Here is a 19,895-nt window from a genome sequence, read left to right as displayed (position 1 = left end):
TAAAAGCAAAATTTAACTATATTTGTAAGGAGAAAAGTATGTGTGGAATTGTCGGATTATTAGTAAGAAATCCAAAATTACGTGACTCAATTGGTGAGCTCATGTTGCCGATGTTAATCGGTATGACTGAGCGCGGACCTGACTCAGCTGGTATGGCCATGTTTACGGCGCCAGTTGCCGCTGATGCGAGAAAATTCAGCCTATATTCAGGTACTTCAGATTTTAACTGGGCTAAATTAGGCCATCATTTTGAAACACATCTGAGCATCAAGGCTACGATTGAACCAAAAGATAATCATGCTGTGTTAACAACAACTCTTGAACCAGCAACAGTAAAAGTGTGGTTAAAAGAACATTACCCACAATTGCATTTGTTATCTGTTGGTCAGTTAATGGACATCTATAAAGACGTAGGCACACCGCAACAAGTGGCTGATCGTTACGATTTTAAAAACTTCAAAGGCACACACTTGGTTGGTCACACGCGTATGGCAACTGAATCTGCTGTAACGCCTGCACATGCGCATCCATTTACTGCGGGTGAAGACTGGTGCTTAGTGCATAACGGTTCTTTATCAAACGCACATAGCCTACGTCGCAAGTTAGAAAAAGAAGGTATCAATTTTGAAACTGACAATGATACTGAAGCCGCTTGCCGCTTTTTGCAATGGCGTATGCGTGAAGGCGATGATCTTAAAACTGCGTTAAATCATGGTTTTGAAGAGCTTGACGGTTTTTACACATTGTTAATGGGCACAAGCACTGAGCTTGCTTTAGTACGCGACCCATATGGTTGCAAACCAGCAATCATCGCTGAACATGATGACTATGTTGCAATTGCTTCTGAGTTCCGCTCATTAGCGCATTTGCCAGATATTAAAAACGCGAAGGTGTTCGAGCCTTCACCTAAGGAGATGTACGTATGGAAACTTTAAAATTTGATTTGGACACCAAACCATTACGTGAAGTGAATCAATTCCTTCACGGTGATGCAGGTAGTCTAAGCGGAAAAAAAATAGTCATTGAGAACCCAAATGGCGCGCATAACGTAGCGGTTGGTTTAAAAGCTGACGTAGACGTAACAATTAAAGGCCATGCAGGTTATTACGCAGCAGGGATGAATCAAATCGCTAAAGTGACTATTGAAGGTAGTGCCGGCAGTGGTGTGGCTGAAAATATGATGTCAGGTGTGGTTCATGTTAAAGGTTTCGCTTCAAACGCAGCTGGGGCAACGGCTAACGGCGGCTTACTAATCATTGATGGTGATGCTGGTTTACGTTGTGGTATTGCCTTAAAAGGTGCTGACATTGTTGTTGGTGGTTCTGTCGGTAGTTTCTCAGCTTTCATGGCACAGGCAGGTAACTTTGTTATTTTGGGTGACGCAGGTGATGGTCTTGGTGACTCAATCTATGAGGCTAAGTTGTTTGTACGCGGCACGGTAAAAAGCTTAGGCGCAGATTGTGAAGAAAAAACAATGAACGCGGAAGATAAGCAAATTCTAGCGGATTTGTTAAAAAAATCAGGTCATGCAGATGTCAGCCCGGATAGCTTTAAGCAATATGGCTCTGCTCGCACCTTGTACCACTTCCATGTCGATAATGCAGGAGCATACTAAAATGAGCGACGATAAATCAAAAGAACTACATAAAGCCCCTCAAACCACGCCACGTTATTCTGCAACGTTTGATGAATATACCAACTCTGAGATCAGACGTGCTGCCGCAACAGGTATCTACGATATTCGTGGCGCAGGTTCAAAACGTAAGTTACCGCACTTTGATGATTTGCTATTCCTAGGTGCATCAGTTAGCCGTTACCCATTAGAAGGCTACCGTGAAAAATGCGGTACAGATGTAGTGTTGGGCACACGCTTTGCTAAAAAACCAATTCATTTAAAAACACCAGTGACTATTGCTGGTATGAGTTTCGGTTCACTATCCGGCCCTGCTAAAGAATCACTAGGTCGTGGCGCAACTGCGGCTGGTACTAGTACAACAACTGGTGATGGTGGTATGACACAAGAAGAACGTGGTCACTCAACAACGCTAGTTTATCAATACTTGCCTTCACGTTACGGTATGAATCCAGACGATTTACGCAAAGCCGATGCAATTGAGTTAGTGATTGGTCAAGGCGCTAAACCAGGTGGCGGCGGTATGTTGCTTGGTCAAAAAATTACTGCACGCGTCGCAAAAATGCGTTGCTTGCCAGAAGGCATCGACCAACGTTCATCATGTCGCCACCCTGACTGGACAGGTCCAGATGACTTGGAAATTAAAATCGCTGAACTACGTGAAATTACTGATTGGGAAAAACCAATTTACGTGAAAATTGGTGCTACACGACCTTACTTCGACGTGGCGCTTGCGGTTAAAGCCGGTGCAGACGTGATTGTATTAGATGGTATGCAAGGGGGTACAGCGGCAACTCAAGAAGTGTTTATTGAACACGTCGGTATACCCATCTTGGCTGCGATTCGCCCTGCGGTGAAAGCGCTACAAGACTTAGGTGTTTATCGCAACGGTAAAGATAGCGTGCAGTTAATTGTGTCTGGCGGTATTCGCAACGGTGCAGACGTAGCTAAGGCAATTGCTTTAGGTGCTGATGCTGTCGCAATCGGTACAGCTGCGTTAATCGCATTAGGTGACAATGACCCGCATTTAGAAGCCGAGTACAACAAGCTTGGCACGACTGCTGGTGCTTATGATGACTGGCATGAAGGTAAAGATCCTGCAGGTATTACTACGCAAGATCCTGAATTAATGAAACGTGTAGACCCTATCAAAGCTGGTCATCGTTTGGCTAACTATATTGCAGTGATGACCATGGAAGCACAAGTCGTTGCACGCGCTTGCGGTAAGTCACATTTGCATAATTTAGAGCCAGAAGATTTAGTGGCATTAACAATCGAAGCTTCAGCAATGGCACAAGTGCCTTTAGCTGGTACAAGTTGGATTCCAGGAGTGACTAAATTCTGATTCTTTTCTAAAGAGTTTTTCCTACCCAATTTTATTGGGCTTTATGAGGGTATGCGTAATGGATAGTTTTTTCTACTTTAAGGCGGGTTCCTCCAACTACCAAATTAAGGTAGAAAAAACATTCATATTAAATGCGCATATCCTCACTTTTTATTTGTGCAGCTTAACCATAGCTGCATTTTTTTCGCCTATAGAAACTGCTTCATTACCAAACCTATGTCGATATTTAATTAACCTACCATTTTGGTGACTACGCCAGTCGTTTTTTTAATAGATTTTTGTCACACGTTCTATTTCACAAGTATTCAAAAAAATGAGGAGAGTGTTATGAGAGATGATAATAAAAAACGAATGAATGACATGTATATGCGAGATTGCCTGATGGCTTGGTTCGATGTTGCATTGTTATGGGCTGCTGTGATTTTTGTGTTAATCGCAATATTAGGCATCGTGAAAGACGACAATATTCGCTCTGTTCTGTATGTGGCTAGCTTTCTATTGATGCTTTTCAATACAGCATCAGTTTTTGCGATGACCAAGCACTTCAAAGAAGATAAAGACTTCATCTATGGTTTAGACATCAAACATCTAGACGCCAACCGTGCCGCTAAAATCAACCATTAGGAGAACCGTATGAATAAAAATTATACCCCTCCAAAACAGGGCATGTTTGGTCAAATTTTTGACACTATTTTAGTTTTAGTCTTGGTTTACGCCAGCCTGATGGTGCCATTGCTATTTAAGGCAGAAGCGAAAGCCGAAGCTGCAGCAGCAAGTGCATCAGCACATGTGCAGGTAAGTTGGCAGTCGTTAGGTCAGAATGAAATACAGCAACAGCAATGGGTAAAACTAGGCTATGACCCCGAAAAAGCTGCAACATTAATTAATAGCAGATTCGATTACACCATTGATCCACTGATGTTGATTATTACAATACTTGTGGTTGCTGGTTACTTCATTTTTATGTTGAAGGTGTCAGATAAACAATACCGCGAAGTCATAAAAGAAAAATTCGATAATAAATAGTTGCTCACTTTAAAGGGAGAAATATCATGAAGTTTTGGGATATTCTGGTGTATGCAGCATGGAGCATATCAGCGGTCATGTTGGTTTGGATGGTAGTAGATGCATTTATGATTTCTTCGCAATACGACGAAGAATATTTGATGAGTTCACGTGAAGGTGGTGAAGACGATGTCGTTCACGGCGTTCATTTAGAAGAGGGGAACTCATAATGGCTAAAGATAAAATTACGACGAGTAATAGTAAGCCTATCGCTATGCTTAAGGTACTTAACCCATTTCATATATGGGCTTTGGGTGTTGGTATCGTGCTGGTTGGTGAGTTTATGGGCTGGAATTTTACAGTAGGCAAGGGCGGTGCTTACGCTTCACTCATCGCTTGTTGGGTGATTGGTTTGCTATATACCTGTGTAGCGATGATAGACTCTGAAGTCACTTCAACAGTTGCAGCGGCAGGCGGGCAATATACGCAGGCTAAGCATATTGTTGGGCCACTGATGGCGTTTAATGTGGGGCTTTACCTAGTGATGGCCTATACCATGTTATGCGCTGCCGATGCCTTAGTGGTGGGTGACCTCATGAAGTCTGGCGCCGAGGTAATGGGATACGCCAATTTGGACACCAAGCCATTTGTGGTGTTGACAGTTGCTTTTCTAGCTTGGCTGAATTACCGCGGCGTGTTTGCCACACTCACGCTTAACTTAGTCATTACCTTTCTTGCCTTTGCCTCTTTAATAGTTTTATTCCTGTCGGTAGATCCGTTGCATCAAGGCGTTGTACTTCAACATCAAGCACTGCTGACAGATTTGCCCTATGGTTGGATTGGTGTGGTTGCAGCCCTGCAATTTGGTATGTGGTATTACTTGGGTATTGAAGGTACTTGTCAGGCGGCAGAAGAGGTTCGCTCAGCAGGTCGTTCTATTCCACTTGGTACGATGGGCGGCATGATGACATTGTTAGTCGCTGCGACTATTACGTGGTTTGTAGCAACTGGTTTGATGCCTTGGCAATATTTAGGTCAAGCAGTCACACCTATGTACGATGCGGCTACATTGTTGGGTAGTAGTCAATTGCAGTTAATGTTGTTTGTGGCTACTGCTTTTGCTGCGATTGCTTCAGCAAATGGCTGTATCAACGATGCGTCACGCGCTTGGTTCTCATTAGGTCGTGACCGTTACATGCCTGTGTTCTTTGGCGCTATCCATCCTAAATACCGCACACCTTATCGCTCAGTACTATTTTTAGTGCCTATCGCGATTTCGTTTGCGTTTACAGGGTTGTTGGATCAAGTGATTACTTTCTCTATCCTATCCGGCTTGCTTGGCTATACTTTCATGACATTTAACATGATTAAATTCAGAAAAATGTGGCCATTAGGATCGATACACCGTGGTTATATTCATCCGTTTCATCCGATACCGGCGATTACCTTGTTAACCTTGTGTTGCGCGACTTATTTTGCAACGTTCTTAGGTTACGGTGCTTCACTGTTATCAATTATGGCGTTCTATATCTTGGCATCTATCTGGTTTGTGTTGCGTCGTTATAAGTTCGTAAAACGTGCAGATCAATTCACGATGCCTTGGCCTCGCCCAAAAGGTTATTAAGCTTACCCATTGATATAAACCATTGGCAGCGGCTTAAACCCCGCTGCCACATAAGGCTTAATATGAATATAGTCGTTTTACTATTACTCAGCGTGATGGTGGTGATGTTATATCGCAAACATCAGCATGCTGTCAGTTATCGAGTCGATGCTAGAGGTCGGATATTTGACGAGTGTGCGCTGTTGCTGGCAAATACGCAGCAACGTTTAGATAAAGCAAATCTACCAATACTTGAAGGTGTTTACAGTGGTTACAAGGTATCACTAAGTATTGTAGAAGATACACTTGGCTGGCGAAAAGTGCCGCCACTATGGCTATTAATTAAGGTGGAAGCGAATCTGCAAAGTACCGGTACCTTAGATTACATTGTAAGGCCTTCTAATAACGAGTTCTATAGTCCTTCATGGCAATGGAATGGCAATTTAACTATTCCAGCAGGTTGGCCACAACATGCCATTCTGAAGTATCAACATCAAGCTGTTGATTTAAATTTAATTGATTCGTTCGTACCTAAACTATTTGCTAATGCGAATATGAAAGAGTTATTAGTCGCCCCAAACTTTACTAGATTGACCTATATGGTTAAGCAGGCTGAACGAGGTGAATACCTCATCATGCGAAATGCTATTTACGAAAATACCCCAATTGCTAAAAATATAGTAGAGACCTTATTAAAGCAGGCTATCGCAATACGTATAAATATAGAAAACTCAGGAACTGTTTTAAAAGCCCAAGCAGCTTAAAAAGGGAATATATGGCATTAAACGATCACCAAATATTACAAAAACCATTAGACGCAAAACTAGTATTACTTGTCGCTATTTTCCTGCCTGGGATGGGACAGGTAATCAATAATGCGCCAAAGCGAGGTTTCTTTATGGCGTGCTTTATGATTATTCTCGGCCTGATTACCTTTAACTTAGCGCAACCGCATGTTTCAATGGTTGGCAAGCTTTCGGGCGGGATTTTCATTTATGCGATTTCTATTTTAGATGCTTATTATTGGGCAAAATATCGCATGGAAATATTTTCAAGCGAGCATTGATTAAGCGTTAACGCGTGTTTGGCATACCTACCCAAACGTAGTAGTACTTAAAGAGAATTGTTAAGAAAGCAGCCAAGAATGAGAATGTATTACGTAAGTTTGACGATAAGTCATCTCCTAATCTTACGTTGAGTAGCAACCTTAAAGGAGGCAAGCAGTTTACTAGTGAGTTTGCACTTGCCTCCTTCTTTTTTAAGTGTTTCATACATTGCATCTCCGTACATTATTCAAACGACTATGAATAATGTAATTTAAGAAAGAAGATATAGATGAATTTGCCCATAGATTTCTCATTACAAGATGTACAAAACTTGGCGGACACCCGCCAACTTGCGATTGATAAAGTTGGCATTCGCGCAATACGTCATCCAGTAATTATCAAAGATAAAGCAGGCAGTGCCCAGCATACCGTGGCCATGTTTAACATGTATGTGCATTTGCCAAAGCATTTTAAAGGCACGCATATGTCTCGTTTTGTTGAGATACTTAACGAAAATGAGCGTGAAATATCGGTAGACAGCTTCAGAATAATCTTGCAGGAAATGGCAACAAGATTAGAGGCGAAATCTGGCTATATTGAAATGACTTTTCCATACTTCATTAATAAATCCGCGCCTGTTTCTGGTGTGAAAAGTTTACTCGATTATGAAGTTACATTGATTGGTGAAATACAAAATGGAAAGCATGACGTTAAAGTAAAAGTATTAATTCCCGTCACTAGCCTTTGCCCATGCTCTAAAAAAATATCAGCTTATGGTGCACACAATCAACGTTCGCACGTCACTATTACCATTGCCTTAAAAGAGTTCATGTGGCTTGAAGATATGATCAAGATGGTTGAAGCGCAAGCATCTTCTGAGCTATACGGTCTGCTCAAAAGACCAGATGAAAAATACGTGACTGAACTGGCCTACGATAATCCAAAGTTTGTTGAAGATATGGTGAGAGATATCGCGACAGTCTTTAAAAATGACCCTCGAGTAAAAAGCTACGTGATTGAATGTGAGAATTTTGAGTCTATACATAACCATTCCGCGTATGCCTGTATATCAAGTGAGCAATCTGTAAATGTTGAAGATAATCCCGCTAAAGCGCATAAAGCTAGTTCTGTGAGCCCCTGTGTTTCTAGCGAAAATGGCTATTGTGAGTAAATGATGAACGATATTGTTAACCTAAGTTATTTAGAACAAGTAAAAACGATACCTGCGTTTAAGGTATTGGAAAATCCTACCGTCTCTATTAGCCCAATGATTGAAATTATTGAGGAAATGCGCCAAGGCCGTATGGTGGTGTTATTGGATGATGAAGATCGCGAGAATGAAGGCGATCTCGTCATGGCGGCACAATTTGTAACGCCCGCAGACATTAACTTTATGGCTAAACATGGACGAGGTTTAATCTGTTTAACGCTCACTGAGGAGCGAGGTAAGCAACTAAAGCTTGAACCTATGGTGAAAAAAAATGGTACGAAAATGGGTACCAATTTCACGGTTTCTATTGAAGCTGCTGAAGGCGTCACTACGGGTATTTCAGCCGCTGATAGAGCGCATACTATTCAAACAGCGGTTGATGTGAATGCTAGACCACTAGATATAGTGAGTCCTGGGCATGTATTTCCTTTAATCGCGCAAAAAGGTGGCGTGTTGGTGCGTGCGGGTCATACTGAGGCTGGTTGCGATCTTGCGAAACTAGCTGAACTTGAGCCAGCGTCTGTGATTTGCGAAATATTAAAAGACAATGGCGAAATGGCAAGACTGCCAGATTTACTTGAGTTTGCAGCGAAGCATGGTTTAAAAGTAGGCACGATTGCCGACTTAATTAATTATAGAAGTCAGACTGAACGTTTGGTGGCTAGGGTTGCTGAACGAAAAATCGATACAGCTTACGGCGAGTTTCAATTAATTGCTTTTAATGATGCCGCCGCCAACGAAACACATTTGGCCTTAGTCAAAGGTAAGGTAAGCGCTAATAAAAGTGTATTGGTCAGAGTGCATGAGCCGTTAACTATCATTGATTTGTTAGACGCAAGTAGTAAGAGCCATAGCTGGAGTTTGCCTCATGCAATGGAACACATTAGCAAAGCAGAGTCTGGCGTTATTGTGATGCTTAGACGACAAGAAGAGAGTGAGGATATTGTTCATGCAATCAAATCTGCAGGTCAACCAGTTGACAATCAATATACGCTTAAAGATTATGGCATTGGTGCGCAGATATTACGAGATTTGGGAGTGGTAAAAATGCGCCTAATGGCTGAGCCTCGTAAGATTCCTAGCATGGCAGGGTTCGGCTTGGAAGTCACCGAGTTTATCGCCTACGAAGCTTAATTGGTAGGTTGAAGGCGGTGCGTAGAATAGCTGAAATAGGTACAGCTATTCACCGTAGTTAGAAACAAATACTCTGGCGCAAATCAAACAGATAAAACTAACTGTACCTATCACGACTATCGCTAAAATATCAGCGCCTGCATAACCCCAAAATTCACTCATCATCACTCCTTTTGTTATGGTAGTAGCAGTCCAGTATCTACCATTCGTGTTATTCCAAAATCTGAAACTTGGTATTTAAAAAGTAGATTTGATTGACCATTGATTGTTTCAAGTTTGCTTTCAATACGCTTTATCAGCCCAGCGGAAGCTAACTCATCTAAAGCAATACGTAAGGTTTTCTCTCTAAATCCCCCAGACTCCCCATATTCAGCAAATACTTTTTCAATGAGTTGTTGATCCCAAATTCCACCAGATTTAGAAATAGCGACTAATAAAAATCCTTTTTGGTGCAGCTTCATGAGTATGCTTTACCCTTGCTAACGGCATCGCTGTTGTCGCGTAGTTCTGCAACTGATTCAGCAGATTCGCTGAACATAACACAGCTGCCTAATACCGTTAGAAACAACCCTAATATAAAATACCATTGAGGTAGTTGCAGCGTAAATGCTGCAATGAAAATAAGTGCAAAAACTGCATATAAATTGCCAATAGCTTCACCTCGACCAACTCCAATTAAACTAAAACTCTTATAAAAAGCCGTATAACAATAAGCGTGGCAAGCTGCAGCAAGCACTATCCATAACATGGCTTTGCTATGCGTAAATGTATCCACAATAAGCGCTTTGATAGGTAAGTCTGTGAATGTGGCGAGAAAGGGTAAGATGAGTAAGCCCCAAAATAATATTTCAAATGAAAATCGGCAATGAATACCAACATCTGGGTCAGAAACATCCATAGCTCGTCCTGCGACTGCGCCCTCTGTACCCCAACCAATCGCAGACATAATGCCGCCTACATAACCTAACCACGCATTAGGGTTGCTGGCATCCATTTCACCAAATAGGCTAGGGCCATAAATCACCATGCCGCCAAAAATAATGATGCACATGCCAATTGCCGCACGCTTCGAGATTTTTTCTTTGTACCAAAGCCTTGCGATAATGGCGCCTATGACTGGATAAAATAGTGATGATATGGCAGCAAACACAGGGCCAACAAAGCCCATCGCCATATACGAGCCAAAGATGGCTAAAGGGCCGCCACAAAGTGAGGCAAGGGCATACCACTTGGAAATCTTGCTAAAACGCACCATGGTTCGGCCGTAATCTTTCACCTTACCGAGAACCATATTCCAAAGGAGTAAGAAGAAAAATACAGTAATGGCATGTATCCACGTCATCACTGCGGTAGCGGCTAATCTCAATGTTTGTTGATCTGCTGAAATATCTACATAAGGATGTTCAGACCAAAGTGCTGTTCCTGGAACATACCAAGCGCCCCAAAGTATGGCTGTCCAAAGTGCCCACATAAAGCCCCAGCGTTGATTTCTAGCATAGTGTTTATGTAAGGCGTGATTCAGAGCAGCGCTGTTCAAAATAAAACTCTTTCAGATAAATTTATGCGTTAATCAGATCTGTTCACTAGACGCTCAGCTGCAGCGGTGAAATTAAGCATTAATTTATTTTTAGTTGCCACTTCCAGCCCGATTTGATTAATAGCCTTTGACATACACTCTAGCCAAATATCTTTTGACTCAGCATTAATCTCTACATGTTCATGCATGGTTCTGACATTTGAGTGACCATGTTTCTCTACATATAATTTAGGCCCACCTAAAAACCCCGAAAGAAAGTTAAATTGTTCAACACGTGAATGCGCTAAGCCGTTGCCGCGTAGATGTAATAAAAGTAATGGATGAGCAAATTGTTCAGTTTCAACAATGTCATAAAAAACCTTTACTAGGTTTAAGACGCCATCCTCTCCACCCACTAAATCATATAAAGAACTATTTGCAGTATCACGCATTGTTGGCTGAACACTTGTCATTGGTCGCTTTCTTCACTATTGATTAACTTATATATACGACGTAATAGTAAACAGTGGAATTGTGAATAAACACTATCTTGAAGGTGTAATACTTAAGAAGTATTTGGCTGGAAAAAATAGGGCGCACAATGGACGAGGTCAAGTGTTAAGCAAACTACTACTTTATGAGTAATCCGTTATGAGAATTGCACACAACTAATGATTGTCATCAAATGCATATCAATGCGGCAAGTTTTTTAAACTCCGTAGATGTTTTTATATGTAGGTGTATTAACTACTTATTGATTAGGTGACACGGGCTGGTTTTATTGCTTCACCCAGGTGGGCAGCTCCTTAGTTATATTTGGAGTTGTAATGGGAATTTTATAAAAAGGGGACTTAAATTGAGTGTAATTTCTTCGGTTGATGCGATTTCAGCTGATCTTTCAGAAAACGTTGCAGCGCAAAATGCAACGTTACACAGAAAGATTGGCTGGCAAGGCGCATTCTGGGTGGCAAGTGGCGTTCCTGCACTTGTTCTGTTTTCAATTGGCGCTATTGCCGCTACAGTAGGAAAGCCAGCATGGATGATTTGGGCGATTTCCATCACCTTTGGTTTTATTCAAGCCTTTACTTACGCGGAAATTGCAGGCCTGTTTCCGCATAAGTCTGGCGGTGCTTCAATCTACGGCGCAGTTGCATGGGTAAAGTACAGTAAGTTTATTGCTCCTGTTTCAGTTTGGTGTAATTGGTTTGCTTGGTCGCCAGTGTTAGCCATTGGCTCTGGGCTGGCAGCAGGCTATATGTTAAGCGCCTTATTCGCACCAGATGCGGTAATCAATACTTGGCAGATTACCTTATTAGACTTAGGTATGGTTAAGGACGGATTGGCGCTGAGAATAAACGCAACATTTATTGTAGGGGCAGCTGTTCTACTATCCGTATTTGCTGTTCAGCATGGCGGTATTTTACGTTCTGCTAAAACAACCATGATTCTTGGTGTAATTGCATTAATTCCATTGATGTTGATTGGTTTGGTACCATTATTAACAGGTGATATTTCACAAGCTAACTTTTTCCCATTAGCACCACTTGCGCATGATGCAGCTGGCAATGTGATTGATGGCGTGTGGGGTATCGAAGGTTGGAAGTTAATGGCAGGGGGGCTCTTTATTGCAGCATGGTCTACCTATGGTTTTGAAACAGCTGTTTGCTACACACGTGAATTTAAAAATCCAAAGACAGATACGTTTAAAGCAATTTTTTATTCTGGTTTGCTTTGTGTGGCTGTATTCACGTTAGTACCAATTGCCTTTCAAAGTCATCTTGGTTTGGGTCATATGGTGACACCAGCCGTGGTGGACGCAGCTGGCGTAGTGACTACTCCAGCTGTTTATGACGGCATGCTAGAGGCTTCAATCTACAGCGGCATGGGTGTAGCAGCAGCGTTCTCAGATATTGTGGGTGGCGGTGCTTTCGTAGCGAATGTGATGGTCATTATGATGGTGTTAGCTTTAATGCTATCCATCATGACTTCAATGGCTGGTTCTTCACGTACTTTATACCAAGCATCTGTTGATGGATGGTTACCTAAGTATTTGTCTCATGTAAATGATCATGGGGCGCCTACAAAGGCGATGTGGACAGATCTGTGCTTCAATCTACTACTGTTGATGATGTCAGATTATGTATTCATTCTTGCAGCATCAAACGTAGGCTACATCATTTTCAACTTCCTTAACCTTAACTCTGGTTGGATCCATCGTATTGATAGACCAAAATGGGATAGACCATACAAAGCACCAACTATACTCTTGGTATTAGGCGGCATTCTTGGCTTCGTTAACTTGGGTATTATGGGTTTAGGTGCTGACGTATGGGGTGCAGGAACATTGAAGGTTGGATTGTTATTTGCCGCCTTGATTCTCCCTGTGTTTGTTTATCGTCACTATATTCAGGATAAAGGCGTATTCCCTAAACAAATGTTAGAGGATATGCATCTTGATGAGCATGAAGATGGCGTAGCAAACAGGGCAGGTATTCTTCCATACATTGCATTAGCTGCAGGTATTGGATTGGTTTGGTACTTACATAGCTTGTAATTAGTAATAGTTAATTTCTTAGATTTAAATAATGGCGAACGGGCATATTGTCCGTTCGCTTTTTTTTATTTTCACTGATGGTTTTGTTAGTAACACCAAAGTAGTAAGCCATGAGGGTAATTGTTTACATAGCGCATCACATTGAGAATAGCCATACAGTAAATTCCTAAACACATCGGAGAGTAATATGGCACGTGATCCAAAACATGACATCTTGTTTGAACCCATTCAAATAGGCCCAAAAACTTTACGCAATCGCTTCTATCAAGTGCCTCACTGTATTGGTGCTGGTTCAGATAAGCCGGGCTTCCAAGCTGCGCATCGCTCAATGAAGGCCGAAGGCGGCTGGGCGGCAATGAACACTGAATATTGCTCGATCAATCCAGAGTCAGATGATACACATCGTTTGTCAGCACGTATTTGGGATGAAGGTGATGTGCGCAACTTACGCGCAATGACGGATGAGGTGCATAAGTATGGTGCGCTTGCAGGTGTCGAGCTATGGTACGGCGGTGCGCACGCACCTAACATGGAATCACGCGCAACGCCTCGTGGACCAAGCCAGTATGCTTCGGAATTCGAAACATTATCCTACTGTAAAGAAATGGACTTCAGCGATATTGCGCAAGTTCAGCAATATTATGTGGATGCCGCTAAACGCTCACGTGATGCTGGTTTTGATATTGTTTATGTATACGGTGCTCACTCATATTTACCTCTTCAATTTTTAAATCCTTACTACAACAAACGTACTGATAAATACGGTGGTTCATTAGAGAATCGCGCTCGCTTCTGGTTAGAGACATTAGAAAAAGTTAAACATGCAGTTGGCAGCGAGTGTGCCATTGCAACACGTTTTGCCGTTGATACTGTGTCTGGCCCAGGTCAAATTGAAGTTGAAGTTGACGGTATGAAATTCATTGAGTTAGCTGATCCATTAGTTGATTTGTGGGATGTGGATGTAGGTGACATCGCGGAATGGGGTGAAGATGCAGGTCCATCACGTTTCTATCAACAAGGTCACCAAGTGCCTTGGACTAAGTTTGTTAAACAAGTTTCTAAAAAGCCAGTATTGGGTGTAGGTCGCTTTGTAGATCCAGAAAAAATGACTGAGATCGTGACCAAAGGCTACGCAGATATTATTGGTTGCGCACGTCCTTCAATTGCTGATCCATTCTTACCACAAAAAATTGAACAAGGTCGTTATGACGATATACGTGTATGTATCGGTTGTAACGTATGTATTTCTCGCTGGGAAATTGGTGGCCCGCCAATGATATGTACGCAAAATGCGACAGCTGGTGAAGAATACCGTCGTGGTTGGCATCCAGAGAAATTCGCTAAAACTACATCAAAAGATTCAGTACTAGTGGTTGGTGCAGGTCCATCTGGTTCAGAAGCCGCTCGTGTATTGTTAGAAAAAGGCTTTACTGTTCACTTGTATGACAAAGCTGAAAAAATTGGTGGTCATTTAAACTCAGTAACCACCTTGCCAGGCTTGGGTGAATGGAGTTATCACCGTGATTACCGTGAAACTCAAATTACTAAACTAGTGAAAAAGAACAAAGAAAGCCAAGTTGCACTCGGTCAAAAACCAATCACTGCAGATGAAGTGCTGCAATACGGCGCTGACAAAGTGATTATTGCAACTGGTTCTTCATGGAATACTGACGGTACCAACTGCTTAACACATGACCCTATTCCGGGTGCAGATGCCTCATTGCCAGACCAATTAACGCCTGAACAAGTATTAGAAGGTAAAAAGAAAATTGGTAAACGCGTTGTTATTTTAAATGCGGATACTTATTTTATGGCACCGAGCTTAGCTGAAAAATTAGCAACAGCAGGTCATGAAGTGACTGTTGTTTCAGGTGTGCACATGGCGAACTATATGCACTTCACACTTGAATATCCAAATATGATGCGTCGTTTGCATGAGTTGCATGTGGAAGAAATTGGCGACCATTTCTGTTCAAAAATTGAAAGCGGACGTCTTGAAATCTACAACATTTGGGGTGATGGCTCTAAACGTACTTATCGCGGCCCAGGCGTTTCGCCTCGCGATGCAAACACAACGCATCGTTGGTTAGAGTTTGACTCATTAATCCTAGTAACAGGTCGTCATTCTGAAAATGCATTATGGAATGAGCTGAAAGCACGTGAATCAGAATGGGCTGAAAATGATATCAAAGGCATCTATTTGATTGGTGATGCTGAAGCGCCACGCCTGATTGCAGATGCAACGTTCACAGGTCACCGTGTAGCACGTGAGATTGAAGAGGCTAATCCACAAATAGCCATACCATACAAACGTGAAGTGGCTGTTTGGGGCGCACCGCATATGCCAGGCGGCACCTTCAAAGTCGAGTACAAAGTTTAGATCGGTTAATCACGTTCGCTGGAGTGTCTACAGCGAACGTGATTAAACCTTTTTAAATAATCTCATGTACAAACATTAAAAATAACAAATTATTAATACCTATCAATAGGTGGAGCTAAATGGATAATTCTAAAGAAATCACCCGCGTGCTGTTTGAGAACTTTCAGCCACAGGCGATACATTTATTCTATGCCATCGGTTATTTGGCGATTGCGGTGTTCATTTATGGCGTTTACGTTCAAATTCGCAAATACCGTCGCGGTAAACCTGATGGCTCTTGGAATGAACTATTTCACCGTTTTGTTGATATGGTTAAAACCATGGCAACGCATCGCACCTTGGTGCGACGTGATAAAAGTGCAGGGCGCGCTCATGGCTTAATATTCTTAGGTTTTGTATTGCTATTTATTGGTACCTCAACCATTACGCTGGAATATGACATTCTAGAGCCCTTATTTGGCGTTAAATTTTGGTACGGTAACTTTTACCTATTGTTCTCATTAGTACTGGATTTAGCTGGATTAGGTTTAATTGCTGGTCTTATCTACATGATGTATAGACGTAAATGGTTACATTTACCTAAGCTTGATTACAAAAGAGTCGATAGACAAGAAGGCGATATCGATTTTGATCGTAGCGAATATCGCCGTGAAGACTGGGCATTTCTCTGGTCATTCATCTTAATCGGTATCACGGGCTTTATTTTAGAAGCAACCCGTTTAGTATGGCTTAACGATAGGCCAGAAGTCTGGGATTACCGCATGTGGTCACCAGTGGGTGCTTTGCTTGCCCAAATCATGCAGACATTGGGAATGGCATCTGAAAGCGCTGGAGCATTCCGCCCCTACTTATGGTGGTTTCACGGCTTGCTTTCACTGACTTTTATTGCATGCATTCCGTACACGAAAATCAAACACATTTTCACAGCAGCTACCTCTTTAATGTTTAAAGATCAGCTAGCAGGTAGAAGATTGCCAAAAGTACCAGATGACCAAAAAACCGCAGGATACAAGACTATTACTGACCTGACTTGGAAAAACTTGCTGCATCTTGATGCCTGTACTAAATGCGGTCGATGCCAAGAGGCATGCCCAGCAAACGCAGTAGGCGCCCCATTATCGCCAAGAGATGTCATTCTTTCTTTACGTGAATTTGCGAACCATGCATTGAGCGCTAAAGAGCTACCGAAAGAAGCCGAGTTAGACATTCACGGTAAAGATGTAGGGCAAGTGTTCATGGAAACACTCTGGTCCTGCCGTACTTGCTTAGCATGCGTGGAGATTTGTCCAGTGGCCGTAGAACATGTGCCGATTATCGTACAAATGCGCCGCAACCTAGTTGAAGCGGGCGAAATGGAGCCTTTGCTAGAAAAAACACTGCAAACCATTCATAAAACAGGTAATTCTTTTGGTGAGTCAAAACGTAAAAGAGCCGCTTGGGCTAAAGAGTTGCCGTTTGAAATTAAAGATGCACGTAAAGAACCAGTGGATGTGTTGTGGTTCGTTGGGGATTATGCATCCTTTGACCCACGCAATCAAAAAGTAACACAGTCGTTCGCTAAATTAATGCACCACGCAGGCGTCAATTTCGGCCTGCTTTTTGAAGCTGAACTTAATGCAGGCAATGATGTACGACGCGTTGGTGAGGAAGGTTTGTACGAACTGCTAGCTTCATCGAATATCGGCACATTGCAAGCTTGTGACTTTGCATCAATTGTGACAACCGACCCGCACTCGTTTAATACGATACGTAACGAATATCCAGATTTTGGTGGCAAGTTTGAAATTGAACACTATACAACTTTGGTTAAACGACTCATTGAAACAGGTCAAGTTAAGCTTAAGAAGAAGCTCGATTATCGTGTCACCTTTCATGACCCTTGCCATTTAGGCCGCTACAACAAAGGCTATGACGCGCCACGTGAAGTGATTAAATTGCTGGGTTGTGAGTTAGTAGAAATGGCACGAAACCGTGATAACTCATTCTGTTGCGGCGCGGGTGGTGGTCGCATATGGATTCCTGATCCAGTTGGTATTGAAAAACCATCAGCTAACCGAATGAAAGAAGCTGGTCAAATTGAAGGTCTGCAAGTGTTTGTGGTGTCATGCCCGAAAGACTTAACAATGTTTGAAGATGCACTTAAAACATCAGGCTTTGAAGGACAGTTTGTAGTGCGCGAACTCATTGAGTTAATTGACGAGTGTATTGAATACGAAGTTTGGGAAGACACTGCAGTGACGGCTTGATATGCGGCTTGCTAACAGTGCTACAGCATTAGTGAATTTAGCATTGAAGGCTCGCGACCCTTATAGTGCTACTGCCGTTTATAGCATTGCAGAAGGTAAACAAAAGCATCAATTGAAAGAGTTAATGTTTGGTAAGCGGCGAGATGCTTTAGCGTTGGCTCGATGGGAGCATACGCCAGCATCGGTATTAGAAGCGCTTTGTAGCACTTCTGATGATGCAATTGTTGTTAGGTTAGATAAGAACCAGAACACACCGACTTTGGCGATATCAAAGCTTTATGTTGCTGAAAATCAGCGTAGTAAATGTAGTACTAGTTTGACGGTTTTAGTTGCACAACATCGGCATGCTTCGCCCAGTATTTTGAAAAATATTGCGCAGTTTGAGAGTGAGGAAGCAAGTGTGTTAGCCCTGAGTAAAAACTTAGCTGCAAATAGTGAAGTGCTCAGTATTTTACTAGGTAGATTTGAGTCAAGTTCGATATTGGCAGCACTGCAAAAGAATATAAGTGAGCATCCATCTACTTCTTCTCAGCTGCTTGAGCAGTTGTATGAAAAAGGCGATGTGTACGTTAAAGCTGCGGTGATTGGACATGCCAATTGTCCTTTGCAATTGATTGATAAGGCACTACTTGAGGAAAATGTCTTAATTCAGCGCCAACTGGCGTCTGATAAGCGTTTGAGTCATGAAGTAATCAGTCGCCTAAGTTTGCATCAGGATAAGTCGGTGCGATGTGCGGTGGCTTCTAATGTAATCGCTTCGAGGAGGGTGATTAAGGCGTTAGTAAGTGACGATAGTGACATGGTAAGACGAGCTATAGCATCAAGGCTTGATTTAACAGCACACGTCATTAGCCGCTTAATGAATGACCAAGATGTATGGGTAAGGCAAAAGTTAGCGCGAAATCCAACTGTTTCATTTGGAGTTTTGGATAAGTTATCTAAAGACCTGCAAGCAGATGTGCGAAGAGGTGTGGCAAGAAACTCTCGATGCCCGATTAAGTTACTGCATTTGTTAGCTAAAGATGAAGATTATTGGGTACGTGCTGCGGTGGCATATCAGCACAGAACGCCTAAGCAGTTGTTGGAAGAACTTGCAGGAGATACTGCGGTAGATGTATTAAGTGGCGTTGCAAATAACCCGAATACACCACAGCGACTATTGAAGAAGTTAACGTTTTCTGTAGAAGCCGATGTCAGGCGCGGCGTTATTTTAAACCCGAGTGCGACGCGATTTACTTTGTTGCCATTGTTAGAAGATGACTATTACTTACATCGATTAATGCTAGTTGGGAATAGTAAATTGAAAGATAAAGATAAATGGCACTTGTGCTTTGATCCAGATTATCAGGTCAGATTTACGGCATTTAAGTATTTTGCAGTTCATTTTATAAAAAGTATTTGATATAAGTTTCAAGGAGAAAATAAGTATGAAAATTTTAGTTGCGGTAAAACAAGTGGCGGCATTAGATGAAGACTTTGAAATCCGTGCGAATGAAAAAGATGTCGATGAAGACTTTCTTTTGTATGACTTAAACGAGTGGGATGATTTCTCACTTGAAGAGGCCATGAAAATTAAAGAGTCTGGCACGACAGAGGTTGAAGTTGTCGTCGTTTCAGTAGGGCCAGATCGCGTGGATGAAAGTCTGCGTAAATGTCTAGCTAAAGGTGCAGACCGTGCCATCAGAGTTTGGGATGACAGCATTGAGGGTTCGGATGCCATTGCCATTGGGAGGATTTTAGCCGCCGTGGCAAAAAAAGAAGCGCCCGACATGATATTTGCTGGCGTGCAATCATCGGACCAAGCTTACGCCTCAACTGGAATTTCAACAGCAGCTTATCTCAATTGGCCGCATGCGGCAGTGGTCGCTGACTTGCAATATCAAGCCGGCAACAAAAGTGCTGTGGTTCGTCGCGAATTAGAAGGTGGCTTGTTACAAGAAGTTGAGATTAATTGCCCTGCGGTATTAACCATACAACTCGGCATTAACAAGCCAAGATACGCCTCATTGCGTGGCATTAAACAAGCTGCTGCTAAACCTATCGAGGAAGTTACATTGTCTGATATCGGCTTGTCTGGTGCTGATGTCGGAGCAGGTAACTCTATGTCGCACGTTCGTCGCATGTATATTCCAGCTAAAGGTCGCGCAGAAATGATTGAAGGCACGATAGCTGAGCAAGCGGCTAAGTTGATTCAAATTATGAACGAATTTAAAGGAGTTTAAG

19 protein-coding genes are annotated in these 19,895 nt (G+C 42.3%); 16 read left to right on the top strand and 3 right to left on the bottom strand.

Translation table 11 applies throughout. From position 1 onward, the window contains the following. The first annotated feature begins 38 nt into the window (after positions 1 to 38). The 11 genes from PSV17_RS08360 (at position 39) to ribBA (ending at position 8,976) form a co-directional block, all read left to right on the top strand. Complete coding sequence (locus PSV17_RS08360; protein WP_300481488.1) at positions 39 to 935, top strand: glutamine amidotransferase family protein; 897 nt, start codon at positions 39 to 41, stop codon at positions 933 to 935. Then, positions 923 to 1,615 (top strand): protein glxC, encoded by a 693-nt coding sequence (locus PSV17_RS08355; RefSeq protein ID WP_300481485.1) that lies wholly within the window; start codon positions 923 to 925, stop codon positions 1,613 to 1,615. Before PSV17_RS08360 ends, PSV17_RS08355 begins: the two co-directional genes overlap by 13 nt. Before the next feature lies 1 nt (position 1,616). After that, a complete protein-coding gene (locus PSV17_RS08350; RefSeq protein ID WP_300481484.1) occupies positions 1,617 to 2,978 on the top strand; it encodes an FMN-binding glutamate synthase family protein in 1,362 nt (453 codons plus the stop codon). A 327-nt stretch (positions 2,979 to 3,305) separates the two neighbouring features. Continuing rightward, the gene (locus PSV17_RS08345; RefSeq protein ID WP_300481482.1) at positions 3,306 to 3,602 is read left to right on the top strand and encodes a hypothetical protein; all 297 of its coding nucleotides are present in this window, start codon (positions 3,306 to 3,308) and stop codon (positions 3,600 to 3,602) included. A gap of 9 nt (positions 3,603 to 3,611) precedes the next feature. Next, positions 3,612 to 4,004 carry a hypothetical protein gene (locus PSV17_RS08340; RefSeq protein ID WP_300481480.1) on the top strand — a complete coding sequence of 131 codons (393 nt, stop codon included), beginning with the start codon at positions 3,612 to 3,614 and terminating at the stop codon, positions 4,002 to 4,004. A 26-nt stretch (positions 4,005 to 4,030) separates the two neighbouring features. After that, entirely contained in the window at positions 4,031 to 4,213 is a 183-nt protein-coding gene (locus PSV17_RS08335) for a hypothetical protein (RefSeq protein ID WP_300388975.1), read from the top strand. Beyond that, entirely contained in the window at positions 4,213 to 5,607 is a 1,395-nt protein-coding gene (locus PSV17_RS08330; protein ID WP_300481477.1) for an APC family permease, read from the top strand. Before PSV17_RS08335 ends, PSV17_RS08330 begins: the two co-directional genes overlap by 1 nt. A gap of 62 nt (positions 5,608 to 5,669) precedes the next feature. After that, positions 5,670 to 6,350, top strand: a complete 681-nt coding sequence (locus PSV17_RS08325; RefSeq protein ID WP_300481474.1) for a hypothetical protein — start codon at positions 5,670 to 5,672, stop codon at positions 6,348 to 6,350. An 11-nt stretch (positions 6,351 to 6,361) separates the two neighbouring features. Beyond that, positions 6,362 to 6,652: a hypothetical protein gene (locus PSV17_RS08320; RefSeq protein WP_300481471.1), complete on the top strand. Its 291-nt coding sequence runs from the start codon at positions 6,362 to 6,364 to the stop codon at positions 6,650 to 6,652. A 269-nt stretch (positions 6,653 to 6,921) separates the two neighbouring features. Continuing rightward, a complete protein-coding gene (folE2, locus tag PSV17_RS08315; protein WP_300481469.1) occupies positions 6,922 to 7,803 on the top strand; it encodes a GTP cyclohydrolase FolE2 in 882 nt (293 codons plus the stop codon). Positions 7,804 to 7,899: 96 nt separating this feature from the next. Next, on the top strand, positions 7,900 to 8,976 hold the full coding sequence (gene ribBA, locus PSV17_RS08310; RefSeq protein WP_300481543.1) for a bifunctional 3,4-dihydroxy-2-butanone-4-phosphate synthase/GTP cyclohydrolase II: 1,077 nt from the start codon (positions 7,900 to 7,902) through the stop codon (positions 8,974 to 8,976). 176 nt (positions 8,977 to 9,152) lie between these two features. Here the strand turns inward: ribBA and PSV17_RS08305 are convergent, their stop codons facing one another. From PSV17_RS08305 to PSV17_RS08295, 3 genes are read right to left on the bottom strand one after another with little or no spacing between them, the layout of a single operon-like run. After that, entirely contained in the window at positions 9,153 to 9,437 is a 285-nt protein-coding gene (locus tag PSV17_RS08305) for a hypothetical protein (RefSeq protein ID WP_300481466.1), read from the bottom strand. Further along, entirely contained in the window at positions 9,434 to 10,513 is a 1,080-nt protein-coding gene (locus tag PSV17_RS08300) for a DMT family transporter (RefSeq protein ID WP_300481463.1), read from the bottom strand. The genes PSV17_RS08305 and PSV17_RS08300 overlap by 4 nt, the downstream gene beginning before the upstream one ends. A 29-nt stretch (positions 10,514 to 10,542) precedes the next feature. Continuing rightward, positions 10,543 to 10,965 carry a group II truncated hemoglobin gene (locus PSV17_RS08295; RefSeq protein WP_300481462.1) on the bottom strand — a complete coding sequence of 141 codons (423 nt, stop codon included), beginning with the start codon at positions 10,963 to 10,965 and terminating at the stop codon, positions 10,543 to 10,545. Positions 10,966 to 11,348: 383 nt separating this feature from the next. Here PSV17_RS08295 and PSV17_RS08290 point away from each other — a divergent pair, with 383 nt between their 5' ends. The 5 genes from PSV17_RS08290 (at position 11,349) to PSV17_RS08270 (ending at position 19,894) form a co-directional block, all read left to right on the top strand. Next, on the top strand, positions 11,349 to 13,046 hold the full coding sequence (locus tag PSV17_RS08290) for an APC family permease (protein WP_300481459.1): 1,698 nt from the start codon (positions 11,349 to 11,351) through the stop codon (positions 13,044 to 13,046). A 187-nt stretch (positions 13,047 to 13,233) separates the two neighbouring features. Next, positions 13,234 to 15,426, top strand: a complete 2,193-nt coding sequence (locus PSV17_RS08285) for an FAD-dependent oxidoreductase (RefSeq protein WP_300481456.1) — start codon at positions 13,234 to 13,236, stop codon at positions 15,424 to 15,426. A gap of 119 nt (positions 15,427 to 15,545) precedes the next feature. Further along, entirely contained in the window at positions 15,546 to 17,672 is a 2,127-nt protein-coding gene (locus PSV17_RS08280) for a heterodisulfide reductase-related iron-sulfur binding cluster (protein ID WP_300481453.1), read from the top strand. 1 nt (position 17,673) lies between these two features. Next, on the top strand, positions 17,674 to 19,074 hold the full coding sequence (locus PSV17_RS08275) for a hypothetical protein (protein WP_300481451.1): 1,401 nt from the start codon (positions 17,674 to 17,676) through the stop codon (positions 19,072 to 19,074). A gap of 25 nt (positions 19,075 to 19,099) precedes the next feature. Further along, the gene (locus PSV17_RS08270) at positions 19,100 to 19,894 is read left to right on the top strand and encodes an electron transfer flavoprotein subunit beta/FixA family protein (protein WP_300481448.1); all 795 of its coding nucleotides are present in this window, start codon (positions 19,100 to 19,102) and stop codon (positions 19,892 to 19,894) included. The last annotated feature ends 1 nt before the right edge of the window (position 19,895 follow it).

This window comes from Methylotenera sp., assembly GCF_029946165.1.
Taxonomy (GTDB): domain Bacteria; phylum Pseudomonadota; class Gammaproteobacteria; order Burkholderiales; family Methylophilaceae; genus Methylotenera.
This window is presented reverse-complemented; position numbering and strand designations above follow the sequence as displayed.